The sequence below is a fragment of the Paenibacillus catalpae genome, assembly GCF_900112695.1.
Classification (GTDB): domain Bacteria; phylum Bacillota; class Bacilli; order Paenibacillales; family Paenibacillaceae; genus Pristimantibacillus; species Pristimantibacillus catalpae.
Map to the genome: position 1 here is coordinate 99,935 of NZ_FOMT01000007.1, position 24,696 is coordinate 124,630.

Annotated in this window: 25 protein-coding genes and 1 other annotated feature; of the genes, 2 read left to right on the forward strand and 23 right to left on the reverse strand. The window is 49.9% G+C overall.

Annotated features, from left to right (window positions below; all coding sequences use genetic code 11):
- Positions 1–264 precede the first annotated feature (264 nt).
- Positions 265–1,506 (forward strand): sugar phosphate nucleotidyltransferase, encoded by a 1,242-nt coding sequence (locus BM200_RS27720; protein ID WP_091190333.1) that lies wholly within the window; start codon positions 265–267, stop codon positions 1,504–1,506.
- A 59-nt stretch (positions 1,507–1,565) separates the two neighbouring features.
- Here BM200_RS27720 and tatC read toward each other — a convergent pair whose 3' ends face one another.
- Genes tatC through BM200_RS27750 form a run of 6 tightly spaced genes read right to left on the reverse strand, consistent with a single transcriptional unit; the run spans position 1,566 to position 5,317 of the window.
- Positions 1,566–2,378 (reverse strand): twin-arginine translocase subunit TatC, encoded by an 813-nt coding sequence (gene tatC / locus BM200_RS27725; protein ID WP_425434630.1) that lies wholly within the window; start codon positions 2,376–2,378, stop codon positions 1,566–1,568.
- Positions 2,379–2,416: 38 nt separating this feature from the next.
- The gene (locus tag BM200_RS27730) at positions 2,417–2,638 is read right to left on the reverse strand and encodes a twin-arginine translocase TatA/TatE family subunit (protein ID WP_091190334.1); all 222 of its coding nucleotides are present in this window, start codon (positions 2,636–2,638) and stop codon (positions 2,417–2,419) included.
- 41 nt (positions 2,639–2,679) lie between these two features.
- Positions 2,680–3,699 (reverse strand): molybdopterin-binding protein, encoded by a 1,020-nt coding sequence (locus BM200_RS27735; RefSeq protein ID WP_091190337.1) that lies wholly within the window; start codon positions 3,697–3,699, stop codon positions 2,680–2,682.
- Positions 3,696–4,187 carry a MogA/MoaB family molybdenum cofactor biosynthesis protein gene (locus BM200_RS27740; RefSeq protein ID WP_091190339.1) on the reverse strand — a complete coding sequence of 164 codons (492 nt, stop codon included), beginning with the start codon at positions 4,185–4,187 and terminating at the stop codon, positions 3,696–3,698. The genes BM200_RS27735 and BM200_RS27740 overlap by 4 nt, the downstream gene beginning before the upstream one ends.
- A 37-nt stretch (positions 4,188–4,224) precedes the next feature.
- A complete protein-coding gene (gene moaC, locus BM200_RS27745; protein ID WP_091190342.1) occupies positions 4,225–4,692 on the reverse strand; it encodes a cyclic pyranopterin monophosphate synthase MoaC in 468 nt (155 codons plus the stop codon).
- Positions 4,673–5,317: a 5-formyltetrahydrofolate cyclo-ligase gene (locus tag BM200_RS27750; protein WP_091190474.1), complete on the reverse strand. Its 645-nt coding sequence runs from the start codon at positions 5,315–5,317 to the stop codon at positions 4,673–4,675. The genes moaC and BM200_RS27750 overlap by 20 nt, the downstream gene beginning before the upstream one ends.
- A gap of 136 nt (positions 5,318–5,453) precedes the next feature.
- On the opposite strand from BM200_RS27750, the gene BM200_RS27755 reads away from it, so the two are divergent.
- Positions 5,454–7,382, forward strand: a complete 1,929-nt coding sequence (locus tag BM200_RS27755) for an ABC-F family ATP-binding cassette domain-containing protein (protein WP_091190345.1) — start codon at positions 5,454–5,456, stop codon at positions 7,380–7,382.
- A 48-nt stretch (positions 7,383–7,430) separates the two neighbouring features.
- Here the strand turns inward: BM200_RS27755 and BM200_RS27760 are convergent, their stop codons facing one another.
- The 17 genes from BM200_RS27760 to BM200_RS27840 all read right to left on the reverse strand — a co-directional run bounded on the left by BM200_RS27760 (position 7,431) and on the right by BM200_RS27840 (position 24,649).
- Entirely contained in the window at positions 7,431–7,859 is a 429-nt protein-coding gene (locus tag BM200_RS27760) for a hypothetical protein (protein WP_091190347.1), read from the reverse strand.
- Positions 7,860–8,081: 222 nt separating this feature from the next.
- Positions 8,082–8,738, reverse strand: a complete 657-nt coding sequence (locus BM200_RS27765; protein WP_091190349.1) for a response regulator transcription factor — start codon at positions 8,736–8,738, stop codon at positions 8,082–8,084.
- Positions 8,716–11,109: an ATP-binding protein gene (locus BM200_RS27770; RefSeq protein ID WP_091190351.1), complete on the reverse strand. Its 2,394-nt coding sequence runs from the start codon at positions 11,107–11,109 to the stop codon at positions 8,716–8,718. The genes BM200_RS27765 and BM200_RS27770 overlap by 23 nt, the downstream gene beginning before the upstream one ends.
- Positions 11,110–11,154: 45 nt before the next feature.
- Entirely contained in the window at positions 11,155–11,328 is a 174-nt protein-coding gene (gene comX / locus BM200_RS30185; protein WP_175533060.1) for a competence pheromone ComX, read from the reverse strand.
- Between the two features lie 127 nt (positions 11,329–11,455).
- Positions 11,456–12,376, reverse strand: a complete 921-nt coding sequence (locus tag BM200_RS27775; RefSeq protein WP_175533061.1) for a polyprenyl synthetase family protein — start codon at positions 12,374–12,376, stop codon at positions 11,456–11,458.
- Between the two features lie 29 nt (positions 12,377–12,405).
- The gene (locus tag BM200_RS27780; protein ID WP_091190355.1) at positions 12,406–12,624 is read right to left on the reverse strand and encodes a hypothetical protein; all 219 of its coding nucleotides are present in this window, start codon (positions 12,622–12,624) and stop codon (positions 12,406–12,408) included.
- A gap of 45 nt (positions 12,625–12,669) precedes the next feature.
- A complete protein-coding gene (locus BM200_RS27785; RefSeq protein WP_091190357.1) occupies positions 12,670–13,398 on the reverse strand; it encodes an ABC transporter ATP-binding protein in 729 nt (242 codons plus the stop codon).
- Between the two features lie 494 nt (positions 13,399–13,892).
- Entirely contained in the window at positions 13,893–15,434 is a 1,542-nt protein-coding gene (locus tag BM200_RS27790; RefSeq protein WP_091190359.1) for a 2-isopropylmalate synthase, read from the reverse strand.
- Between the two features lie 519 nt (positions 15,435–15,953).
- Positions 15,954–16,253, reverse strand: a binding site (T-box leader).
- Positions 16,254–16,333: 80 nt separating this feature from the next.
- Positions 16,334–17,380: a tRNA (adenosine(37)-N6)-threonylcarbamoyltransferase complex transferase subunit TsaD gene (gene tsaD, locus BM200_RS27800; RefSeq protein ID WP_091190363.1), complete on the reverse strand. Its 1,047-nt coding sequence runs from the start codon at positions 17,378–17,380 to the stop codon at positions 16,334–16,336.
- Entirely contained in the window at positions 17,374–17,868 is a 495-nt protein-coding gene (gene rimI, locus BM200_RS27805) for a ribosomal protein S18-alanine N-acetyltransferase (protein WP_091190365.1), read from the reverse strand. The genes tsaD and rimI overlap by 7 nt, the downstream gene beginning before the upstream one ends.
- Positions 17,868–18,668, reverse strand: a complete 801-nt coding sequence (tsaB, locus tag BM200_RS27810) for a tRNA (adenosine(37)-N6)-threonylcarbamoyltransferase complex dimerization subunit type 1 TsaB (protein ID WP_245773180.1) — start codon at positions 18,666–18,668, stop codon at positions 17,868–17,870. Before tsaB ends, rimI begins: the two co-directional genes overlap by 1 nt.
- On the reverse strand, positions 18,655–19,155 hold the full coding sequence (gene tsaE, locus BM200_RS27815; protein ID WP_091190369.1) for a tRNA (adenosine(37)-N6)-threonylcarbamoyltransferase complex ATPase subunit type 1 TsaE: 501 nt from the start codon (positions 19,153–19,155) through the stop codon (positions 18,655–18,657). The genes tsaB and tsaE overlap by 14 nt, the downstream gene beginning before the upstream one ends.
- 16 nt (positions 19,156–19,171) lie before the next feature.
- Entirely contained in the window at positions 19,172–20,218 is a 1,047-nt protein-coding gene (gene thiL, locus BM200_RS27820) for a thiamine-phosphate kinase (RefSeq protein WP_091190372.1), read from the reverse strand.
- A 23-nt stretch (positions 20,219–20,241) separates the two neighbouring features.
- Positions 20,242–21,114, reverse strand: a complete 873-nt coding sequence (locus BM200_RS27825; protein ID WP_091190373.1) for a YitT family protein — start codon at positions 21,112–21,114, stop codon at positions 20,242–20,244.
- Between the two features lie 179 nt (positions 21,115–21,293).
- Complete coding sequence (locus BM200_RS27830; protein WP_091190376.1) at positions 21,294–21,653, reverse strand: hypothetical protein; 360 nt, start codon at positions 21,651–21,653, stop codon at positions 21,294–21,296.
- Between the two features lie 87 nt (positions 21,654–21,740).
- Positions 21,741–22,826 (reverse strand): HD-GYP domain-containing protein, encoded by a 1,086-nt coding sequence (locus BM200_RS27835; protein ID WP_091190377.1) that lies wholly within the window; start codon positions 22,824–22,826, stop codon positions 21,741–21,743.
- A gap of 143 nt (positions 22,827–22,969) precedes the next feature.
- Complete coding sequence (locus tag BM200_RS27840; RefSeq protein WP_245773184.1) at positions 22,970–24,649, reverse strand: histidine kinase N-terminal 7TM domain-containing diguanylate cyclase; 1,680 nt, start codon at positions 24,647–24,649, stop codon at positions 22,970–22,972.
- Between the last annotated feature and the right edge of the window lie 47 nt (positions 24,650–24,696).

The following is a 24,696-nucleotide window of genomic DNA, read 5'->3' on the forward strand; positions in this document are numbered from 1 at the left end:
TTGCTTCGTAAGCTATCGCTTACAAATGACACATGCTTTTTTGTGGCATTTGTTACTTCGTAAGCAATCGCTAAAAGAATTGCAGGGCAATTCTTGCTTCGTAAGCATGGCTTGAGCCAAAAACACAATCCAGACAGATTAATACCCCTGAAAACCCTTTTTGAAACAGCTGTTTCAGAGGTCGGGATTTGCGTGTAAGCAGATGTTACCAAGACAATTGACGAGAAACAATATGCCAAATATGAACACTTGGAGGAATATAAAATGACACAGATGAATTGCATGGCTATGCTGCTTGCAGGCGGCGAAGGCAAACGACTTGCTCCACTAACCACTACTCTCGCGAAACCGGTCGTACCGTTCGGGGAACGGTATCGTATGATAGACTTTCCGCTGAGCAACTGCATAAATTCGGGCATACGGAACATCGGCGTTCTGACTCAGTATTTAGCAGACACGGTTCACACCCATATCGGAGACGGAGGAGCTTGGCTAAATGCCATACAGCCTAAACATCTGGGCGAGATCGCCCTGCTGCCGGCTGCTGACAACTCTCCGGACGGCTGCTATACAGGTACTGCCGATGCGATTTTCCGCAACTTATCGTATATCGAGCTGCATGATCCGGAGCATGTCCTCATCTTGTCCGGTGATCATATTTACCAAATGGATTACCGTCCGATGCTGGAGGCGCATATCGAGAGCGGAGCAGCCGCTACGATAGCCGTTAAGCGGGTACCGTGGCATGAAGCGAGCCGCTTTGGCATTTTGAACACAAATGATGACTACAGCGTCGTTGAATTTGAGGAAAAGCCTGCCCGTCCAAGAAGCAACCTGGCTTCTATGGGCATTTATATGTTCCGTACGGACAAGCTGAAGGAGGTGCTTACGCAAGATGCCTTCAATGAGGCCTCCAGCCATGATTTCGGCAAGGACATTATTCCAATGCTGCTGCAGGAAGGAGCCGGCCTGACCGCTTATCCTTATGAAGGATACTGGCGCGATGTCGGCACAGTAGACAGCTTGTGGGAAGCGCACATGGAGCTGATTGATGACACATTCCAGCTATCCGAGCCGTATTGGCCGCTTCATACCAGCTATACGCCTGCCTCAACCCGCCAGAATCGACGAAATGCCCTGGTGCCTGACGACTGCATCGTCGACAGCCATTGCCGGATGGATGGCAGCGCGCAGCGCTCGATTATAAGTGCCGATGTGGAGGTCGGCAAGGGCAGCCTCGTCTTTGAGAGCGTCATTATGCCGGGTGCGCGTATTGGACGTCATGTCCGAATTCACAAGGCCATTATTGGTGAGAACGCCGTCATTGAAGATGGCGCGGTCATTGGTGCTCCTCAAGCAGAGCAAATTACGGTCATCGGCCCGGGCGAACGGATCGCCTCCGGACGCAAGGCGGTATCCGCAAGCCGGGAGACCATTGCTGCGCTTCTCGCCGGAGCAGGCCGCCGCGAACGCGAGCTGTACAATGGCAAGGCACTCAGCTATTAAACCGCAGTCAGCTGAAACAAAAAGCCTTGGGAAATTTCCCAAGGCTTTTTCGCCGATTATTAATGCTCCGCCGCCCACTCGGCTTCGCGCTTCGCTGCAGCAGCAAGCTGCTTCTTATAGACCGTTCCGGACAACAGCACGCTGATCTCGTAAAGAATAATAAGCGGGATTGCAACCAGGCTGTCAGATACAAAGTCCGGCGGCGTTACAATAACACCGATCAGTATCATTAGGAAGTAAGCAAGTCTTCTCATCTTGCGGAGCCGGGCCGGATTAAGAATCCGGATTGCCGTCAGAAACATAATGACAAGCGGCAGCTCAAACAGGAGTGAAATCGGAATCAATATATTAAACATAAACGTAAAATATTGCGTGATTCCGATTGTTTCTTCTAAATTCAAATTCGCAGAAATTTTACGCGTAAAATGAAAGGCCAGCGGGAAAACGACGAAATACGAAAACGCCAGACCAATCAAAAACATAATAAGCGCAAACGGTATGTACTTCAATGTTGCCCGTTGTTCAATTGGCTTAAGGGCAGGCTTGACGAAAGCCCACAATTGAAAAGCCGTGAATGGAATCGCGAGCAAAAGTGCAATCACAAATGCAAACTTCATATAAATGCCGATACCGTCCCACAAAGAGAACGCATGCAGCTGCAAGCCTTTTGCCGGTTCCTGCTCCATAAGAAAGTTGTAGGCCGGCTCCGCGATCACCAGTCCGATAATAAGACCAACAACGATGACGATCAGCATATAAATAACACGCTTCCGCAGCTCGCCAAGATGCTCGAACAGCGGCATTAAGCCTTCTTCCCGAATTCGAGCCCGATCGAACGGCTGCCTAGAAGCTTCGTTTTGCGATGTGCTCACTTATATAGGCCTCCTTTCAGCAAAAAAGCGGGCCCGGTTTAGTCCGGAAGCCGCTTATTATCCGAATCGATATTTTCCGTCCGGTTCACTTCAACGCGTTTCGTATCTTTCTCTTCATCCATCATATCTCTTGCCCCTGCCTTAAACTCTTTCAGCGTGCGGCCAAATGCACGGCCAAGTTCAGGAAGCTTGTTTGGTCCAAACAGTAGCAAAGCGACAATTGCGAGTAATATAAAGCCTGTTGCGCCTATACCTGACATCCTTGATCTTCCTCCTAATCGTTATACCCTTATGTATTTCACTAACCGTTGTTCAAACCGCCATATCCCATGCGGACAATGTCTTCTCTCACGATAGTCTGACCAGCTAAAATACGAGGCAACAGTACATCGAAAGAAGTGTACGGATCATGCATAACGCAGCCTGGCAATCCTAGAATCGGTACGCCATTCAAATAACCCATAAGCAGCATCGAGCCCGGAAGCATCGGTGTGCCGTAGCTGACGATATCCGCTCCGGACGCTTTTATTGCGCCTGGTGTCCGGTCATCAGGATCGACCGACATTCCGCCAGTCACTAGTATCATATCATAACGTTGCTCTAGCAAATAGTGTATTTCCTTGACAATTATTTGTCGGTCATCCGGCGCGAACCGCTGCTCCGCCACCTCTGAACCGAAGGCTTCCAGCTTCGCCCGGACAGCCGGTCCGAATTTATCCTGAATACGGCCCGAGAATACTTCACCGCCAGTTGTCAGCAGCCCCGCACGCAGCTTGCGGAAAGGAAGCACCCTCAGTGGAGCTTGTCCTTCATGAGCCGCTCGATATTCCTCAGCAAGTTTCTCCACCGCTTCAACCTTTACCTTAGGTACCGTAAGCGGAATCGCTCTAGTTGCGGCAAGAGGCCTGCCTTCCTTCACAACGCTATGCGTCTTCACCGTCGCCAGCGCAATCTCGCCAAGATCATTTATTGCTTCTACAAGCTCCTGATCAATTTCAGCAAGACCAAGGAGGTGAGACTTCAGACTGACCTTGCCTTCATGCGGCTCGGATAGCGTGATTCCATCACCTGCGAGCGCTTCTGCCATCCGGAGTGCAGCGTCATCCTCATGAAGCTCATTGTGACCCAGCTCCATAATATAGATATGCTCCTTGCCGATATCCAGCAAGCTTGGGATATCCTCTTCCGTAATGACATGTCCTTTCTTGAATAAACGCCCTTTAAACTGTCCCGGTATGATGCGCGTAAGATCATGAGCAAGCCGGAGACCAACGGCTTCATGCACCGGCACTTCTTTTAGAATCGTTTCTGCTCCGCTCATTCGTGATCTCCATGGCTGCCGCTTATAATCTCCAAAGCATGCGGCAGCTGATCCATAATGGCCATCAAGCTCTCATGCACACCCTTCGGGCTGCCCGGCAGGTTAATAATAAGAGATTGTCCGCGAATACCGCATACCCCGCGGGACAGCATCGCGCGGCGGGTCTTCTGAAGGGCTCCGATCCGCATCGCTTCCGCAATACCCGGCACGAGACGGTCTACAACCTTAAGCGTTGCCTCCGGTGTGACATCCCTTGGCGCAAGCCCCGTTCCGCCCGTGGTCAGAATAAGATCCGCCTGATAATACTCGGTCATTTCAATAATAGCCGCTATAATCTCATCCTGCTCGTCAGGTACGATCCGGTAATCGACTATCTGTCCGCCCAATTCTTCTTCTACCAGCTCGCGAATGACTTGCGCGCTCGTATCTTCACGTTCCCCGCGCGAGCCTTTATCACTTGCCGTCAATATTGCTACTTTCCACCGCATCAATTATTCCTCCCATCCCTTATCCGTTCATGGGTTGTCAAATCCGATAGTCTCCGTTTTTGCCCCCGGTCTTCTCGATCAGGTAAGTCGGACCGATGACCATATCCTTCTGCAGCGCCTTGCACATATCATAAACGGTAAGCGCCGCGGCAGACACAGCTGTCAAAGCCTCCATCTCCACGCCTGTTTTACCGGTTGTCTTTACTGTTGCTTCTATATACAGCTCATCATTTCCGTTATCTCCGAATGTAACATTCACACCGGTTAACGGAAGCGGATGGCACATCGGAATCCAGTCAGAGGTTTTCTTCGCGGCCATAATCGCAGCAACCTGCGAAACAGCCAGCACATCCCCTTTGCCAATACTGCCTTCTTTAATTCGAGCGAGCGTACCAGGGTTCATCTTCACCTGCGTACGTGCGGTTGCCGTTCTGGCGGTTACTTCTTTATCGCTGACGTCAACCATCCGCGCCCGGCCTTGCTCATTAAAATGCGTCAGTTCCATTACCGTCACTCCAAACTCTTACCATAAGTTCAGTTACTATTCCGTTCATACGCTTGTCATGGGCTTGCATCGGAATCTCTTCCACAAGCTGATCTTCAAAAGCGATGCCAAACCACTTTACGAGCTGCGAAGCCTCTCCCCGCTCATTACGGAGACGTTCCGCGAAGCGGTCGTAATAACCGCCCCCGTAGCCAAGCCGCCCGCCCTTGCTGTCAAAAGCAAGACCTGGCGTAATCACAAGCTTCGGCACATAAGCATCCGGAAGCGGCGGACACTCGATCGGATCCGGCTCCATAATGCCATATGCTCCTGCCTTAAGCCCGCTCCAGCTGTCCAGCTTGTGCAGTGTCATCGAACGATCGGCCGGATAACATTTGGGCACAATGACCTCTCTGCCTGTCTCCCAGCCCCACTCCACAAGCGTTCGGGTATCCAGCTCAGAGCGGAAAGGAACATAACACATAAAGCTTTCCACTTCCTGCTCCTTCATCCATTCCGATACATACCGGCAAGCCGCCGCTGACCGAACGGAACGCTCCTCCGAGGAAATACCGTCACGAAGCTTCGTCATGGCCTTCCGCAGTGCGGCTTTATCGAACGGATTCCCGTTTGACTGTTCATTCATCGTTTCCGGCTCTGCCTTCCCATACATGCTATTTGTTTACTTGTAGTTTACCATTGTTATGCAACTTTCGCCAATGGCGGCGGCGGTTTGTGGTAATATATAATGAACGAGTCATTATTTGTTGGAGGTATCATTCATGCTGCTTCAAGTATCCAATATCAGTAAAAACTATGGCATAGACGTCATATTGTCCGATATATCGATGCAAGTTCTCGAACGGGAACGGATTGGACTTGTCGGAGTTAACGGTGCCGGCAAATCTACCCTGCTCAAAATCATTGCGGGGGAACTGTCGTATGACTCCGGTGCCATTCATAAAGCTAAAGAAACACGAATCGGTTATCTGGCCCAAAATAGCGGTCTTCAATCGACCCGCACGATCGAAGAGGAAATGCGTGTTGTCTTCTCTCATCTGACCGATGCCGAGAAAGAACTCCGTGAGCTCGAGCAGCAGATTGCCGATCCGGCACTGCATGACAATCCGAAGCGTTACGAGGAAGTGCTCAACCGCTACTCCCGCAAATCCGACTGGTTCCGGGAGCAAGGCGGATTTGAGATCAACACCCGTATTAACAGCGTCCTTCACGGGATGGGATTCGGCAGCTTCCCGCCGGACACCTTGATCAGCACGCTAAGCGGCGGCCAGAAAACCCGCCTTGCCCTTGCGCGTATTCTGCTGCAGGCACCTGATCTGCTTATGCTGGACGAGCCTACGAACTATTTGGATATCCCTACGCTTACCTGGCTTGAAGGCTATCTTCGCAGCTATTCCGGCGCGATCCTGGTTGTCTCCCATGACCGCTACTTCCTCGACGCGCTGGTAACAACCATTGTCGAGATTGAGCGCCATGCAGCCAAGCGGTACACCGGCAACTACAGCCGGTATATCGATCTGAAAGCGGCCGAGTACGAAGCCAATCTGAAGGTGTATGAGAAGCAGCAGGATGAAATTGCGAAGATGGAGCAGTTCATTCAGCGCAATATCGTCCGTGCCTCAACGACCAAGCGTGCACAAAGCCGCCGTAAAGCGCTGGAGAAAATGGATGTGCTCGACAGGCCGCTTGGCGATCTGAAGAAAGCCCGTTTCTCCTTCGAGATTGAGCGCCAGACGGGCAAGGATGTTCTTGATGTAGCCGATCTGTCCGTCAAGTTCCCGGAAAAGGACCGTCAGCTGTTCCAGCAGGTTTCCTTCAAGCTGCAGCGCGGAGAAACCGTTGCTCTCATTGGTCCAAACGGGATTGGCAAGTCCACTTTGCTTAAAGTTCTGGTTGGACAAAGACAACCGCAGACGGGCAGTGTCCGTTGGGGTTCCAATGTAAAGCTTGGCTATTATGACCAGGAGCAAACGGGTCTCACGCCTTCCAACACCGTACTGGAGGAAGTATGGGGGACCTATCCGCATATGGAAGAAGCACGCATCCGCACGGTGCTGGGCAATTTCTTATTCAGCGGAGAAGATGTCCTCAAGCGTATCTCTTCCCTCAGCGGCGGCGAGAAAGCGCGCGTATCGCTTGCCAAGCTGATGCTCGAGCAGGCCAACGTTCTTATTCTCGATGAGCCTACCAACCATCTGGACTTGTTTAGCAAAGAGGTACTTGAATCCGCCCTGCTGGATTATGAAGGAACGCTGCTCTTTATCTCCCATGACCGTTATTTCCTTAACAAAATGGCCGAGCGGATTGTCGAACTGACACCGACAGGAACCGAGCATTTCCTAGGAAATTATGATGACATGGTCGAGAAGAAGGCAGAACTCGAGGAAGCCAGACTTGAAGCGGCCGCCAAGCTGGCTAGCAAGTCTAACCAGCCTGTCGCTGAAGCCCCTACTTCTTATGAGATGGATAAGCAGGCCAAGCGGGAAGAACGCAGCCGCCAGCGCAAGCTTGAGCAGTTGGAGCAAGACATCTCCACGCTGGAAGAGCAGATTGCCGAGCTTGAAGTTCAATTAACGGATCCGGCCATCTTTAACGACTATATGGCCATTCAAGAGATTCAGGCCAAGATTGAAGCCAAACGTCAATCGCTTAACACCTCTTATGAACAGTGGGAAGAATTAAGCGAATAACGATTGTTCAGCCTCTCTTCCAATCCAGACGGTTGGGAGAGAGGTTTTTTAATCCGTGTATTTTTTAAAATATTGATCCAATATACCGTATAAAATGCCAGCCGAACCAAACAGAATAATCGAACTATTCCGGTTTAGAGCGTAACCTTCTGCAAGATAACCCTCCCAATGGCCGTACAGTCTTTGAAACATCCATAGGCCGTATAATCCTCCAGCAATCATATAGATCACTAGACGGACCCCAAGAGGTCTAATCCATAAATTAGCCAGTAGTGTTACAGGCAGAAAGGAAACGAGATAAGGGACGATATTAAACAATAAGATAAGGAAGATAAAAGTAATTCCTATATTCCGCCATCCGTAATATTCGGTTGTCATTATTTTATTGCCTTCAAGCAGCTCCAAACCAAAGGTTGAGAGAGTAAATAAGAGGATAAAGACTGCCCACATCAATAGGCCATGTCTAAGCAGGCTCAACGGACCTCCCTCCTTTCTCCCTTATTATAGGTAATTACGTTAAGAAAAAAAGATGCTTACGCCATAAAGACGTAAGCATTGAGAGGGAAACCAAAAGTTAGGGTGGTCTTGCAAGACAATCATGGGGATACGATTCTGCAGCATTAAGCGGCAGTTATCCCATATAGGAAGACTTCCACGCTTCACCTCAGGTGAAACATGAGCAGCCCTGGTAAGCATCATTTAGGTTAAAAATTGCTCCATACGAATAAGTCCAAGCCGCTTGGCTTCTACAATCGCTTCGGATCTTGACCGGACACTCAACTTCTCGAAAATACGCGTCAGGTTGTACTCCACTGTCCGCTGGCTCATATGAAGCTTGGCGGCAATATCCTTATTGCTGCTGCCATTGGCAACTTCCTGCAATATATCCTGGTCTCGTTCATTAATCGAGACCTCTTCAATAGCTTTTTCCGCGCGGGTAATCTTTACTTCATTACGCCGCAGCTGCTTCAACAGGGTAATTGGAATAACCGCTTCCCCACGCATCGCGCACCGGATATTGTTATGCAGCTGCTCCCGCGATACCGTCTTCGAAATAAAGCCGGATACGCCGCATTCAATCAGCAGGTTATAGTGGGTACTGATCTCATAACCCGTATAGATGAGCACTCTGCGGTCAGGATCCTGCTGAATGAGCCGCTTAGCGAGCTCCAGCCCGCTAATCCCCGGCATATTCAGGTCACACAATATAATATCAAAGGGTTCCGAATTGACGGCATCAAGTGCTTCCATTGCGGATAACACAACCGTTACTTTCATCTCTGGATCCTGTTCGATCATGGTCTTCGTTCCTTCACCCACGGAAGGATGATCATCAACTAATAAGATACGAATCACGTAATAATCCCCTTTCCGAACGACCGGTCGTCATTGTCTCCGGCAAGTTGATCACAACCTCCAGCCCGCTTCCACGCTTCGACCGGAACGTAATTTCTCCTTCAAGGCTGGCAACCCGCTCTTTAATCCCGGACAGCCCCATATGCTCGAAGGATGCCTTCATATAATCAACATCCATTCCGATCCCGTCATCCTTGTAGCGGAAGTAGATCTTTCCTTTCCGCTGTTCAAGCTCCAGAGTAACCTCGTTCGCCTGCGCATGCTTGGCTGCATTGCGGAGCAATTCCTGAACGATTCGGTAGATGGCAGTAATCTGCTCTTCGTTAAGCGGATGAATAAATGGCTTAGGCCTGAAATCAACAGCAAAGTTATCCCGCATTTGCGAATGCTCTACAATGGATTCAACAGCTTCGATAACGCCCATCTCTTTAAGCAGCGGCGGTCTAAGCTCATTACAGGTCTCACGGATCTGGTGAATGACATCCAGGAGGCCTTCCTTGATTTCATTAAGCTCATCGCCCAGCTTGTCCGAGATCGGATAATCATTCATAACACCCTCTAATTTGCGATACCAGATTAGCTGATCCTGCAGAGCGGAGTCATGAAGATCGGCAGCAAGCTTGCGGCGTTCATTCTCTGACAAGCAGAATAATAACCGCAGTACCCAAGGGGCCGTCGTTTGTTCCTTGCGTACTTCCGATTCCAGATCCTCAATCAAACCTTCGATCAAATATAGGTTCTCAAACACAATGCTCGAATAGTTCGCTAATGTCTTCAACCAGCGCAGCTCGTCCGAGTTGAACCGGGTGTGGTTGGTCTTTGAACCGATCCATACGATATGGTATCTGGAACGCTGACGACCTATGACAAGACCAATTCCATGAGGCAGTTCCACCATTTCGCCAACCTGAAGCGATTCCGCAACTTGAAGGAGGAATAGTGACGTCCCTTTCTCTTCATCCGATTCGCCCAGCTTGTGAACGGAGCCATCCGCTTGATCTACCAGAACAAAATCAATGCGGTTAACGGGAAGCAGTTCGCTGATCTCCTGCTTGAGCACAGCCTCAAGGTCCGCTCTCTTCATGACCGTCGCTACTTTGCGGGAGAAACGGTCCAGGCTGTCCTGGTAGCTGTACATCGCTTTGAACAGCTTCGGACGAAACTTATGATCGATCTGCTCCTTCACGTATAAGAAAAGAGTCATGACGACATAAGACGACAAGAACATTTGAATGTAAGCAACCCATGATACTTCCGTCTTTCCGTTCAGCACCCCGATAATTCCGAGCGTCAGCAGAAGAGCCGGAAGGAGAGACAGAAGCGTATAATATTTAAACCTGGTTAGGATGAAGTCAATGTCAAAGAGCTGATTGGATGTTAACAGGTAGAAATACACGATCGGCAGCACAAACAGGAATAACGATGTAAATGCAGCCGGCAAAATCTGACCTCCGCCGATAAAGAGCGGCAGCAGGTTCATGGCCGTAAACGGCGTGAATGCAACAATATGCGATACTAGCGTAATTTTGAAGAGCGAGTTAAACTTCGTTTTGCGGTACTGCATAAACTTCCTGATAAGCTGATAAATGCAAATGAAATTACCGATAATCAAAGTGCCGTAGTACAACATCCTTATGTATACAAAAGCATCGTTTGATATAAGGTTCGTCCAAACATACAGCAGCATGCCGAGCTCGACAACACCAAATGTGCTTAGCATTCCGATTAATCCGGATTTGCTTATAAAGACGACGTTATACCGTTTCATATATTGGTTCATAAACTGCAAGAAAATGATCGGTACCGACGGTAAAATTAAATAAATGATCGAGAATCCGACGGGATCACTGCGATAGGATGCCGCCGAAGAGTAATAGCATAGTCCAATCGTGGCAAAAAACAGCATGAGCATTAAAGCTGCGCTGTCATTTTTCCTTTTCGAATACAGAAAAGATGAAAACCCTGCGAACAGGATCAGCGAAATAAGCGGAATGTACAATTGAATGAACAATTCCCAGCTGGAATGATCGCCGTACCAGCCCCGGTTAAATACAATCAACTGCTGATCCTTGTTGCTATGCTCGACTAGCACAGCATCTGATTTCTCAATGGAGAAAAACTTCTTCACATTGCTATATTGACCTGCCGGCGCACCGTTCACAGATACGATTTTGTCGCCGACCAAGATACCCTTGCTAATAGCTTGTCCGGCAGGCTCGAGAGCTTTCACGAAATAATCTCCCTCTGAACCTTCTACCAATTCAACGCCTATAAAAGGCTCCTTAATGATCGTGAAGGTCAAATAGAGCAAAATGACGAGAAATGTAACCAGGAAGAGAGGTGCAGAAATTCTATGAGTTGGTTTAAACATCGTCTATTCTCCTCCTGCACTCGCATGAAGTCGCTTTATGACTGATTAGCCCCAAACCGCCAGAGTGTAGTTGCCTTTTTTCTCGTCTTGATTCTTCAGCGCATCTTGGAGTGCTTTGTGCTCTGCTGCGGATACGCCAGCCAATTGCAGCTGTCCACCCATCACCATCGACATTTTCTCTTTGCTTGCAGCAAGCGTACGAATAGCATCTTTCAACATTTAAAATTCCTCCTCTGCTATATTAGAATCAATTTCTGATTCTAATATAGCAGGAAATCTTTCGACAGCAAACGCCAATCTGCCCCGTATTTCCCGCAACCCTCATTGCGGTTTGTGATAGAAGGCCCTAGCTAGAGAAGATCTGTAGGAGTTTATCCTTAGCTAATGCGGCTTCCGGCACCTCATCAAGCAGTTCCTGAAAGCGATTGAAGTGCATCCTCATGCGCACAGAGCCATATAAAGCAGCCCCTGTCCGGTCACATGCCTCTTCCAACATTTGCTGCCGGCCTGCGACATCCTCCGCCTGCAGCCTCCCTTCGAAATAGTCTTTAATCCACTCATCCCCCTCCGCGATTTCCTCCAACAGGAACAAGGTGAGCAGGGTCTTTTTGCGCAAAATGAAATCATTCTTGTCATCCCAGCGAAGCAGGTCTCGAATATCATTTTTAATTTGAGCCGCCATGCCTACCTCTTCGGCATATTCTGCGACAATCGGATGCCATTCCCGGCCCGCAAGCATGACTCCAGTCATGCATGCCATTACGATAAGCGCAGCCGATTTATGCCGAACCATAGCGATATAGGAATCCTCATCGGTTACCGCATTCATCAGATCCAGCATTTGGCCGTTTGCCGCTTTCAGCAGCTGGCCGTTCATCATCTGGACAACCCGGAGCAAGCCGGCTTGTCCGAACTCCAGCTCCAACATCGCCTGCTGGGATAGGACTATTAGGGAAGCAGCAGTCTGCATGGCTGCCGCCGGCGGCACCTGAGACCAAGCTTGATGCGGCGCATCCCCATCCTGAAGGTCATCCAAAATATCAGATGCCAATATAAATAGCTCTACAGCGGCCGCTGCCTGGCAGATAGGACCGGAGTCTCCTCCAAACATCCGGTAATGAAGCACGGTTAATAGACCGAATCTCATTGATTCGGCCTGCTTTTCCCGTATAAAAGACTTGGCATATCCGCGTAGGGGTTCCGTAGTGAAATATTTATCGGAAATCCGCTGCATCTCTTGCCCGATCATAGGCACAATGTCTTCCATCCTCTGGCCTCCATAGGGTAGTGTCATCCCTATCTTATACGATGGAAGAAAATGCCGGCAACTATTTGTATGAACCTGTCGTTATTTCGCCCCTTTCGCTTTTGAGATACCCGCCTGGTTTTGGATTGTTGGACGATCTCCTCCCCATTTAATTTATCAAGCAGCATGGCGATCATCTCCATACGCTTCTCTATCACCTGGCTTCGATGAATTGATGGACTTTCGTTGATGTCGTTTCCATGATCCATATCCAAAAGTCCTCCTTCAAACTAGGCCGGATCACTCAGGTAAGGTCAAACTCCCGCATAAGCGAAATGAACGTACACACCTTCCATCGTAAAACAGCCTTCTGGAATTTGGGAGATGAGCTGCTGCGGAGAATCACATCTGACGATATCTCCTTTGCGCAGCACCGCAATACGATCGCAATTACGCTGCATTTCCCCCATATCATGGGATGCCATCACAATCGTTTTCCCTTGGCTCTTCAATTTCATAAGCAGACACCAGTAATCCGCTCTCGCCTGCTTATCGAGCCCGGTCGTAGGTTCATCGAGGAATATAATTTCAGGATCATTCACCAGTGCAAAAGCAAGCGCAATACGCTGCTGCAAGCCGCCTGACAGCCGCTTAACAGGCTTATTCACGTAAGGCTCCAGCTCCAGATCTTCTATAATCTTATCAATATCATTTTGTCTGATATAAAACGATTGAAACAGTTCCAGCGCTTCACGGACCGTCAGATTGTCAACGAGTGAATTGCTGTACATATGCATGCCGATATATTCCTTCAGTTGCTTCGCTTCCATAATGGCATCCATACCAAGCACTTCAATCGTGCCTTCATCAGGTCTGCGAAGTCCCATCAGCATCTCCAGCAAGGTTGTTTTGCCTGCCCCGCTGGTCCCAATAATGCCAAACAGCTCGCCTTTATTTACTTCAAAGGAGACATCATTTAATGCGTTGTACGGACCATAACATTTGCAGATTGAGCTTACTTGAATGACCGTCTCTAAGTTCATTACAGTTCTCCTCCATTCAGGCCAAAATACCTAATCACCGGAACGTTATCTAGTAATTTAACCTTAACCGATATTGAAAGTGTTTTCACCGAAAACCGTATTGCAGAATCACGCAATTTTATTGCGGGGGCGCAAAAGAACTAAAATACGAAAGCACAAAAAGCGTGCCCAAGTGCAAAAAAAGCCCCGAAAGCACAAAAAGCGTGCTTTCGGGGTAGCTGTCCACGTTTTCCACAGGTTTATCCACATAATAACTCGAATTGTTAGTTAATTCTGTCGATAACAAAGCGTGAATTGTAAAGGTTAATGTCACTAATTACTTACAAAACCTTCCTAGCCCAAAATCCTATCCACGTTATCCACATTATCCACAGGGGGCTGTGCAAAAACTATCCACGATTCGCGCACATTTTTATTCACAGGAAAAAGCTTGTGTTTATCCGTTTTTTTCCTCTTATGCACAGAACGCAAGGTTTTGTGGATAACTATTCCAGTTATACAGCGTTCTCTTCGATTACCCGTTTTCTGCCCGTCATAACCGCCTGATTGCAGGCACCGACATAGGCTTGAGCGGCTGCATAAATGATGTCTTTATGGATGGAAGTACCGCGGAACCGCTCGCCTTCAATAATAATGCTCACCACGGCTTCGCCATGCGCATCTTCTCCGGTCGATAATGAATGCAGCTCCAGATCCTCGAATTGTGCCGCTACCGGAATCGCCTGCTGGATACAGTGGATAACGGCTTCCAGCGGCCCTTCGCCCATACCTGAGTATGATCGTTCGACGCCGTCTTCGCTCTCCCGAATGGTAACCGAAGCGATCCGGGACTTCTGACTGCCGGCCAGCACCTGCAGATCAACCAGCTTGTAAGGGTCCGGCTGCGTCTCCGTCATTTCACCTGCGATGCGGATCAGCTCATCATCGGTTACGATTTTCTTCTCGTCGGCCACTTGCTTGAATTGGGTGTAGACATCGTTCAACTCGTTATCCGCTACGTTAATGCCGTACTCCGACAAGCGGTGCTTAATCGCATGGCGGCCGGAATGGCGGCCCAGAATAATCATGCTGCGGGAGATCCCCATCGCTTCCGGATCCATAATCTCATAGGTGCTGCGGTCCTTCAGCAGACCGTCCTGATGAATGCCGGATTCATGCTGGAACGCGTTCCGCCCGACAATCGGCTTGTTATACGCAATCGGATAATGCATCGCTCGGCTGACCATATGGGAGGTCGTATAAATCTCGCTCTGTTCAATATTCGTTTCGATCTGTAAAGCTGCTTTACGTGTCTCGATCAGCATCGCCAGCTCCTCGAGCGAGCAGTTGCCTGCCCTTTCGCCAACACCATTTACCGTTACCTCAACCTGCGTTGCCCCGGCTTGAACTGCTGCCAAGCTGTTCGCAACGGCCATACCCAGATCATTATGATTATGGGTGCTGTAACGAACCTTGTCTCCGCCCCGCGCTTGCTCGCGCACCGAAGTGAACAGATCCACCATCTCATTCGGCAGCGCATACCCCAGTGTGTCAGGCAGATTAATAATGGTAGCTCCCGATTCAATCGCCGCTTCTACCAGCTCAATCACAAAATCCCGGTCCGAGCGGGTCGAGTCCATCGCCGCGAATTGGATCTCGTCTACAAACTGCTTCGCGTAAGAGATCATGTCCTTCGCGATCTGGATGACTTCGGACCGCGTTTTGCGGATCTGATGGCTCAGATGAATATCCGAAGAAGAGATGAACAGGTGCAGGCGCCGTTTCGCTGCATCCTGCGTAGCCTTCACGGCTGCATCAATATCAACCTTCACCGCCCGTGCAAAACCGCATATTTCAACGTTTTGCAGCTCGCGTGAGATTTGCTGGATCGCCGCGAATTCACCAGGGCTTGAGATAGCAAAGCCGGGTTCAATGATGTCTACGCCCAGCTTTGCCAGCTGGCGGGCGATAATAATTTTGCGCTCAGGCTCGATTGATGCTCCCGGCGACTGCTCGCCGTCACGTAAAGTGGTATCAAAGATTTGAATTTTTTTCATGGGGAATACCTCCGTTTATTTGTGATTTGAGAAACAAGGGAACAAAAAAAGCCTGCCGTCTCTTTGTAAGAGACGACAGGCTCGCAAGTGAGCTGCCGTGGTACCACTCTAATTGGCCGGAACCTTTCATGAAGCAGCCGCAAGTTACTTCAGCGGTAAGCCGAGGCCTAAGCTTCATGCGGGTCCGACCCGCTTGAACACCCGATGACGGAGGTTTCCGTAACGATGTACACGCCGTAATCTGACTGCCTCAATTTTAGCAGTTAGCCGGCCTCCACCATTCCGCTCCCAGGTGAGTTCAAGCTTAAGCTTCGACTGCGTCGCACCAACCCGCAGCTCTCTGCAGCATCAATCGTTCAGGTTTAACCCTGATGATCTCGCGCTGTGTACCCGCTTTATGCTTTACTAATCCTGTTCCCAGCGTTTTGTATATGAATTTGCATGTGTGTAATCGTATGTGCATCATCTTTTCAAAAAACCTAGTCCAAAGACACCAAAAAGCCTGTCGTCTCTTATAAATCAAGAGACGACAGGCTATCATTAACCTGCGCGGTACCACCCTTGTTGACATCATCTGCTGCTGTTCAAGCAGCTTCGAATGTCCACCTTAGGCACATTGCCAACTCCGGATGTTGACGAATGCGCACCCTGTTACGGGGGTTAACCGTAGCAACGTACTTACGGGCTGTCCATGGTCAGCCTCATATTTCCGCCGCTCCGCTCCCAGGCGAGTTTCAGGTATCCTTCGACTGCGTTGCACCGTCCCGCAGCTCTCTAAACCCGGATATCATCCTTACTACTCCTGTTCATTGCGTTTGCACAGTATGGAGTTTGAACTATTGGTACCCATTATATTCCCCAATAAATATTCTGTCAATTCCAAGAAAAAATATACTTTCTTAAGATACGGTCGACTTGGCCCAGCCCTCCAGCGAGAAATTCGGCTCTGCCTTCATATCCAGCGATGTGAATTCCCCCTGCTGCCACTTCAAAAAGGCTGCGGCGCCAATCATCGCGGCATTGTCTGTACAAAGCTTGTGAGGCGGAACAAGCAGCGGCACGCCTTCCTTGTCACAACGTGCGGCAAGGGCAGTACGCAGACCCTTATTCGCTGCTACACCGCCGCATAGGAGCAGCTGCTTGGCGCCAAAGGCACGGACAGCGCGAAGCGCTTTTTCGACGAGAACCTCAATCACCGACTCCTGGAATCCCCGGGCTAGTGCTCCGGCATCGAGCGTTTCGCCTTTCATATTCGTCTGATTAATTACAGCAAGTACAGCCGATTTCAACCCGCTGAAGCTAAAGTCATAGGAATCCGGCTCCAGCCATGCACGGGGCAGCTCGATGACCGATTCTGCCTCCGAGGCAAGACGGTCGATATGAGGCCCTCCCGGATACGGGAATTTCAAAGCCCGGGCTACTTTGTCATACGCCTCGCCTACGGCGTCGTCACGGGTACGCCCGATCATGCGGAATTGACCTTCACTTTCCAGCCATACAAGCTCCGTATGACCACCGGATACGACAAGCGCCATGCACGGATACTCCAGCTCATGAACCAGCTGGTTCGCATAAATATGGCCGGCAATATGATGCGTCCCGATAAAAGGCACATCCAGCGCCATCGCAAGGCTTTTGGCCGCAACGATGCCGACGAGAAGCGCACCTACAAGCCCCGGCCCCTGCGTGACGGCAACGGCCGAAATGTCTTGCAGCGTAAGGCCGGACTCCTCCACGGCCTGCTCAATCATCAGAGTAATAACTTCGACATGCTTACGTGATGCAATCTCTGGGACTACCCCGCCAAATTGCTTATGAATCTCGATTTGACTCGAGATGACATTAGATAATATATGTTTGCCGCCGCGAACGACGGCGACCGATGTTTCATCACAGCTTGTTTCGATCGCCAGAATAACGGCATCCTGATTTGTTGTACTCACCATTCTTGCTCCTCTGCCGTGGGCTGGTACCGACTTAATTCCGCCCACATAATTAACGCGTCCTCGTTATTATCCGAATAATAAGCCGGCCGGATGCCGGAAGGCTTGAAGCCAAGCTTCCGGTACAGGCGCTGCGCCACCTCATTGGAGACACGCACCTCAAGCGTCATTTTGTTCGCGCCAAAAAAAGCCGCCGTCTGCTGCAGCTCGGTCAGCAAACGCTCGCCAAGCCCTTGGCCTCTATGATCAGCTTGTATCGCAATGTTGGTAACATGGGCTTCATCTACAATGACCCACATGCCGCCGTAACCGATGATTTGATCATCCTGCTCCATCACCATATAACGCGCGAACATATTGCTCGTCAGCTCATTCTTGAACGCTTCAGAAGTCCAAGGGGTTGCAAATGCTTCCTGCTCAATTGCCACAATCGAGCTGATATCCTCCATGGTCATCGAACGAAAGACGAGGTTAACCTGGTTGTTTATCATCAGGACTTCGCCTCCCCCTGCTGCCTCGCTCGAAGATTCACTTCCGCTTCTGCCAGCTGGGTATAGTTAGGCGTCAAGCCATGCGTATCCGCAATCTTGCCTTCAAGCAGGCGGTGCCGTCCAAGCCAGGCAACCGCACGGCCTTCCAGCTCATAAGACAGCAGATGCACTTCTACTTTCTCCTCGCATAAGGCTTTGAGCCGCTCCGCTTCAGCAGCATGAAGCGAGAGATCCCCAACTACCCAGATCCGCTTCAATTGCCCTTGCTGCGTTGCAGCCTCTCCGGCAATCCGCTCCACCCAGTCATGCATCAGCCGTACGCCGTCAGCAGCAAAACAGCTCCATTCGCCACTTAACGACATTGCATATCCGCCTGTATAGACTTGTCCGCGCCGGGCATCCATAATCGGGAGAATCCAGTCCCCGCCTGCCGACGACGTAGCTCCAAGCTCTACGCCTGCCGCATGATGCCAGCCTCCATAAGCAATGGCTTCGAGGCTGGATACGCTGACAAGAGGCTTTCGCCATACCCACGCGAGTGTCTTGGCTGCCGCAACTGCAATTCTCATCCCGGTATAAGACCCGGGGCCGCTGCCTACCGCGATCGCACCTACGTCATTTGCCGTTACGCCGCACTGCTCCATCAGCTGTTTCACATGGGTAATAATGTGCACGGAATGATTTCTTTCCGCCATCGACTGCATTTCACCCAGAATGCTGCCCTTGTCCAATATCGCTGCTGTAAAAGCAGCTGTTGAAGTATCAAAAGCCAATAATGGTCCTTCATTAAGCTCTGTCATCGTTATTCCCTGCTCCCATCTCATTCAAAGCCTCGCACCACGAGACAAACGGCTCGCCGACTCCGGTAATCCGGAACACCCGCTCCTCCGTGCCTTCATGAGCAATATACATCTCCAGTCTCTCCGGCGGCAGAAGCTCCTCAATCAAGCTTGCCCATTCCACAATCGTAACCCCGCTGCCGAAGAAATAATCATCTAGCCCCAGCTCATCCGCTTCTTCGAGAGACAGGCGGTACACATCCATATGATAAAAGGGCATGGAAGCCCCCTCGTATTCTTTAATAATCGTAAACGTCGGGCTGTTCACCACATCGGTTACGCCAATGGCTTTTGCAAATTTTTGCGAGAAGGTCGTCTTGCCGGCCCCCAGATCTCCGTCCAGCGCAAGAACCGCACCGGGCTTAACAAGCTCTGCGATACGTTGTGCAAGCAAGGCTGTTTCCTGTTCACTCTGAACGGTTAGGACAACTTGTCCTCTTATCGTCATCTTCTTCACCTGCTTATTACTCAAAATGATTATAGCCCCGCTTCGCCAGCGGCTGCCTTAAATCGCCTCTGTCGGTTGAACGGAGTAATTCTACAGCCGGGTCGCCGGCTGACGTTTCCCCAATGATGTAAAAGGGCAGCCCTTCCTTATGGAAGGCCGCCTGTGCCGCTTCTGCATCGTTTTGCTCTATCGTTCCAAGCAGCACGTAATCCTCGCCCCCGTACAGCATCCATTCGAGGGGATCAATCCCTGCCGCTCCGGCATAAGCCGCCATGCTGCCGCTGCGGGGAAGCTGCTGCTCCTTTAACGTTACGACTAGCCCTGAAGCCTCGGCGATTTCCCAGGCTTCACTGGCAAGGCCATCGCTTACATCATTAAGCGAATGGCAGGTTCCGCGGGCAAGCAGCAAGCGCCCAGCCCGCACCGAAGGCGACGGGCGGCGGTGCGCCTGCACAAGCTGTCCCACCCGCTCCCCTGCGAGCGCATCCGCGCCGCGTTCCCGCTGCGCGAGCAGGAAGTGCAGACCGGCCGCCGACATGCCAACGGGGCCGGTCAATACAACCGCGTCGCCGGGCCGGGCACCCGACCGGCGCAGCGCCTGTCCCGCTTCGACGGCACCCGTCACCGTCACCGCGACAACAAGATGCTGCGGCGATGAAGTTGTGTCGCCGCCAATAATCGCCACGCCATATTGCTCGGCGCAGGCGTACAGCCCGTCATAGAGCCGTCTCATCGGCTCCGGCCCTAACTGCCGCGGCACGCTCACCGAGATGAGCGCCTGCAGCGGCACACCGCCCATCGCGGCGATATCGCTGACATTCGCCGCCAAAGCTTTATATCCGATATCCTCATAGGACATCGTCACTTCATTGAAATGCACCGTCTCTACCATCGTATCCATCGCCATGATGTATTCATACGGTGATCCCACTCCGGCGATCGGAGCGGCAGGGTCAATAAGTGCTGCATCATCCCCTATGCCAAGGCGAACTCCGCGTTCCCGCTGCCAACTTTCGCTTTGCCGCCCCGAAGTCCAATGGCGGATGCTTGCAAATTCGTCCACTGCCTGATCTCCTTACTATGCTTTTAGTGAATATCCCGTTTCTTGAATCTGCCGCCCTTAACATCATGGATATTGCCAACAGCGAGGAAAGCAACCGGATCCAGCTCCTGCACAATCGACTTCATCTTCGCTTCTTCAAGACGCGTAATGACACAGAAGATAATACGCTTCTGGTCGCCCGAGAAGCCGCCTTCGCCATGCAAATACGTCACGCCCCGCCCGAGACGGTCCATGATGGCAGAGCCAATCTCTTTGGCTTCATCACTAATGATCCAGACTGCCTTCGATTCCTCGAAGCCTTCCATCGTAATATCAATCATCTTATAAGCAATGTAGTAGGCCACAAGAGAATACATGGCACGATCCCAGCCGAACACAAAGCCTGCACTGCCAAGAATAAATAAATTAAAGAACATGACAATCTCGCCAACCGAAAAAGGAAGACGTTTATTAAATAAAATCGCAATAATCTCTGTCCCGTCCAAAGATCCGCCGAAGCGAATAACGATTCCTACCCCAATGCCAAGAATAACTCCCCCGAAAATCGATGCGAGGAAATATTCCTCCGTCAAAGGCGGGACGGGATGCAGCAGAAAAGTACCAATTGACATAACACTGACCCCATACAGGGTCGACATTGCAAAGGTTTTGCCAATCTGCTTGTAGCCAAGCACAAGAAATGGCAGGTTTAAAAGGAATAAGAAAATACCGAGCGGCAATCCAATCAGATGAGATGCCATAATCGAAATCCCGACGATACCGCCGTCAATAATATGATTAGGAACCAAAAAAATCTCCAGTCCCACTGAAACGAGTGCCGCACCAAGAGTAATGAATAATACCCGGCGAAGCAACTCAAGCTTAGGCAGCTTTAAATGCTGTGAGTGGCTTGGCATATGTAAGCTTGTTCCTCCCCCCGAACACGCTAATTACAATTATTTTACCTTAATAAACAAGATATTCAAAGACCAGCCTATGCAGAATATATCATTCTGCCGCGAAACTTGTCCGATACAGCCAAAAAAAGTCCGGCACCATCCGTTCATAGAAAACGAAGGCGCCGGACAACGGCCAGTTAGCCGATTACAGCAAATGTCTCTACACCCGATGGAATCGTTCTTGTGCGGAATAAAGCTCCGTCTGCACTGCGGAAGATCCGGATTGTAAAAACAGCTGTCGTCAACGTTGTAATATTATTAAAACGAACGACGCCAAAACGGTCGAAGCTTGCGGTCGACACGATGGTATTCCCTCTGTATAGTCTGGCAAAAAATCCTGTCGTATTAAACGGGATGCCTTCATCCGTTACCCAAACTACCGTCAATCGGCTAAAGATCGGGCCTGATTGCTGCGGAGCTAATTGAGCAGCTCTTTTTACCACTTTCCCTTTACCTTTGGAAGGACTTTTTAAAGTCGGTTTTATTCTAGCAGCCATATCGTCACTCTCCCTCCTAACTCTTTATTAGGATATTCAGAGAGTGATAGCTTGGTATGGATAGACTCCTAAGGCAGAAGTACAAAGTTACAACTCTTTCACAATTGTCAGATGCAGCTCATCCTTTAATTCCAGATCATAGGGGGATGCAGGCTCCCTGCCGTCTGCCTCCCGGATAATCCGGATCCGCGGCCGGTGCAAAGCCAGTTCGCTGTTAAGGGATACAACACCAACCTGACCGGAGCTAAGCAATACGGTCGTCGACACCGGATAGATCGAGATATGCTTGCAGAACAGCTTGATCAGATCAAAATCAAAATACGTGTTGCCGGCAGCAAACAAGAACTCTATCGCCTCCGATGGCGAATACCGCTTGCGGTGCGGTCTTGGCGAAGTCAGCGCATCATAAACATCGGCAATCCCTACGATTTGGGCGTACATATGAATCTCATCCCGCTTCAGCCGGCGGGGGTAGCCCGAGCCGTCATAACGTTCGTGATGCTGGAGCGCGCAATGCGCCGATACGACAGAGATATCATGATATTTCCGTAAAATATCAAAGCCTTCCTTCGTATGGCTCTCCATAATGACCCGTTCATCGGCTGTGAGAGGACCTTCCTTCTCAATCAGCTTCTGCGGAATTTTAGTCATTCCGATATCAAACAAGAGAGCCCCGATGCCAAGCTCCTCCAGCTGATTACGATTGTAACCTTTTGCAATTCCCATCACTCCGGCAAGCATGGCCACATTCACGGAATGATGAAACAAGTAGGCGTCGGCAACATGAATATTCGTCAAATTAACCATCATGTTTGGTCTTGTCGTCAGATCCGTCATGATCTGACCAAATACATTGCGGAAGGTCCGCCCTAAATCCGGAGCAATCGCGCGGCCTTTCATGATAACCGACTGATCCTTAAAGGAATTCATCGTCTTGTAAATGACTTCTACCGCTTGCCTGCGAGTCTCATCCCGAAGCGTATCCTCCGGGATAAGATCCTCTGTCATGCCGTCTTCAATATAAACAATATCAACACCTAAATTTTGAAGACGATGTATATAACGTTCACTCAGCTCTACACCTTCACCAAGCAGAACCCGTCCATTATCTTGAAATATCGGTTTAGCAAGCTTGTCCCCAGGTTTGACCGATCCAATTTGCACTTTTCTCATCGCCCATACCTCTTTCAATCATACTAGTACGAAGCTATTTTATCAGATATATGGTGGACTGACTATCATGGGAGGATATCTATCATACTGGACAAAAAAACTCGGCATATCAGGTTAATTATCCCAAGATGCCGAGTCTATCATCATGCCAGCTTCCGCTTAACGATTCGGTTGCGCCCGCCAAATTTGGCCTCATACAATGCCGCATCCGCCTGGGCCAGCAGCTCTCTCAAAAAGGCTTTCGAATCATCCAGCGCCCGCTGTTCAAACTGCTCTACCGAAACAACTCCCATACTGATCGTCACGGTTACCGATTGATTGCCGTGACCCGTCTTGACTACATTCTGCTCAACCGATTCCTTGACCATATCGGCGATAATATCCGCCTGTTCACGATTCGTATGCGGCAGGTAGACCGTAAATTCCTCACCGCCATACCGGGCGAGGATATCGGCTGCACGCAATGTCCCTTTAACCGCCTCAACCGTCGCGCAAATCACCTCATCGCCTACGAGATGGCCGTATGTATCGTTAATCGCTTTGAATAGATCAATATCAAAAAGAAAGATCGAGAAAGGAATGCCGTATTGCACATTCACCGCAATCTCATGCTCCAGCTGCTGCAGCAAATAACGCCGGTTATAGCAGCCGGTTAATCCGTCCGTAATCGCCATATGCTCGAGCTTCTTGTTTGCCTGGAACAGTTCATCCTGCATAATAAGCAGCTCGCGGTTGCGGTCCTGCAGCAGCTCGTTTTGCGAATTCGTCTCATCCACCAGCAAACGCAGCTCGGTTACATCATGGAAAGTCAAAAGCCGCCCAAGCAGCTCCTTCCTCTTCTGGCTCAGAATAGGGGCGGACTGCACAATGATATAACGGTAATGACCGTCACTCTGCAGCGCAATCTCCAGCTCCTGCCGTTCCATCGGCTGCTCCTTCTGCAAATCCATAAATTCATTAAACTCTTGCCTGATCGGATCAGGAAGATGAACGGCAAGCGCGGCCGGAGTAAATACCTCTCCGATTCTAAGTTTTAAGATAGGCTTCATGGCTTTGTTGAACTCAAGTACGATCCCGCTTTCATCCAGCACAATAATGCCGGTTGAGATCGTGTTCATGACGTCACGCTGTACAATTTGAATGATGTCGAATACGCGGTGTCTGGTAATTGCGTGTACGAGGTAAACGGCAGATAAGGTAACGCCTACTGAGAAGATAGAGAAATAAGAGGGAAAATAATCGATAAAAATAATATTGACGAGAAAATCACCCAGTCCAAATAATACAAGAACGAATACTCCGTTTATCGCCGTCCTGACGAGCATTTGATGCCTGACTGATACCCCTCGGCGAATCGTATATCCCATTACAATAAGCGATACGAGAATATACGAGAACAGCTGGACGATCATATACCAGAACAAAGGCCCGCTTTGAAGCTGCTTGACTCCCAGTTGTTCATTAATGGAGAGAAACAAATGGTTCGGATTTGCTATAACAAAGGCAACAGAGAGGAGCGCCGGGACCGCCAGCATGACGATTCGCCGCGTGCGGATCACCTTGGCTTGTCCTGTCATAAATACGACAAAAATAAACCAGCTTACACCAACCAGTGACAATCCGACATAGGAGCCTGAAAGATAAAAAAGCCTGTATGAGGAACCAGGCATCGTCTGAGCTATAAATTGAGTAAGCGGCCAGACCATCAGCACAAGATGCAGGGCAAGATAAATCTTGTGCAGCACCGTAATGGACCCGACAGCAAACACGTAAAAAAATAAACCGAGCAATACGAGGAACATGCTAAAATCCAGCCACATCATCGATTCCAATACGGTTCACCCATCCATTGACATTCCATCTATTACCA

Coding starts and splice junctions, on each gene's coding strand:
- BM200_RS27720 (WP_091190333.1), top strand. CDS start 265: ATGACACAGATGAATTGCATGGCTATGCTGCTTGCAGGCGGCGAAGGC.
- BM200_RS27730 (WP_091190334.1), bottom strand. CDS start 2,638: ATGTCAGGTATAGGCGCAACAGGCTTTATATTACTCGCAATTGTCGCT.
- BM200_RS27735 (WP_091190337.1), bottom strand. CDS start 3,699: ATGAGCGGAGCAGAAACGATTCTAAAAGAAGTGCCGGTGCATGAAGCC.
- BM200_RS27740 (WP_091190339.1), bottom strand. CDS start 4,187: ATGCGGTGGAAAGTAGCAATATTGACGGCAAGTGATAAAGGCTCGCGC.
- moaC (WP_091190342.1), bottom strand. CDS start 4,692: ATGGAACTGACGCATTTTAATGAGCAAGGCCGGGCGCGGATGGTTGAC.
- BM200_RS27750 (WP_091190474.1), bottom strand. CDS start 5,317: ATGAATGAACAGTCAAACGGGAATCCGTTCGATAAAGCCGCACTGCGG.
- BM200_RS27755 (WP_091190345.1), top strand. CDS start 5,454: ATGCTGCTTCAAGTATCCAATATCAGTAAAAACTATGGCATAGACGTC.
- BM200_RS27770 (WP_091190351.1), bottom strand. CDS start 11,109: ATGTTTAAACCAACTCATAGAATTTCTGCACCTCTCTTCCTGGTTACA.
- comX (WP_175533060.1), bottom strand. CDS start 11,328: ATGTTGAAAGATGCTATTCGTACGCTTGCTGCAAGCAAAGAGAAAATG.
- BM200_RS27775 (WP_175533061.1), bottom strand. CDS start 12,376: ATGGAAGACATTGTGCCTATGATCGGGCAAGAGATGCAGCGGATTTCC.
- BM200_RS27780 (WP_091190355.1), bottom strand. CDS start 12,624: ATGGATCATGGAAACGACATCAACGAAAGTCCATCAATTCATCGAAGC.
- BM200_RS27785 (WP_091190357.1), bottom strand. CDS start 13,398: ATGAACTTAGAGACGGTCATTCAAGTAAGCTCAATCTGCAAATGTTAT.
- BM200_RS27790 (WP_091190359.1), bottom strand. CDS start 15,434: ATGAAAAAAATTCAAATCTTTGATACCACTTTACGTGACGGCGAGCAG.
- tsaD (WP_091190363.1), bottom strand. CDS start 17,380: ATGGTGAGTACAACAAATCAGGATGCCGTTATTCTGGCGATCGAAACA.
- rimI (WP_091190365.1), bottom strand. CDS start 17,868: ATGATAAACAACCAGGTTAACCTCGTCTTTCGTTCGATGACCATGGAG.
- tsaB (WP_245773180.1), bottom strand. CDS start 18,668: ATGACAGAGCTTAATGAAGGACCATTATTGGCTTTTGATACTTCAACA.
- tsaE (WP_091190369.1), bottom strand. CDS start 19,155: ATGACGATAAGAGGACAAGTTGTCCTAACCGTTCAGAGTGAACAGGAA.
- BM200_RS27825 (WP_091190373.1), bottom strand. CDS start 21,114: ATGCCAAGCCACTCACAGCATTTAAAGCTGCCTAAGCTTGAGTTGCTT.
- BM200_RS27830 (WP_091190376.1), bottom strand. CDS start 21,653: ATGGCTGCTAGAATAAAACCGACTTTAAAAAGTCCTTCCAAAGGTAAA.
- BM200_RS27835 (WP_091190377.1), bottom strand. CDS start 22,826: ATGAGAAAAGTGCAAATTGGATCGGTCAAACCTGGGGACAAGCTTGCT.
- BM200_RS27840 (WP_245773184.1), bottom strand. CDS start 24,649: ATGATGTGGCTGGATTTTAGCATGTTCCTCGTATTGCTCGGTTTATTT.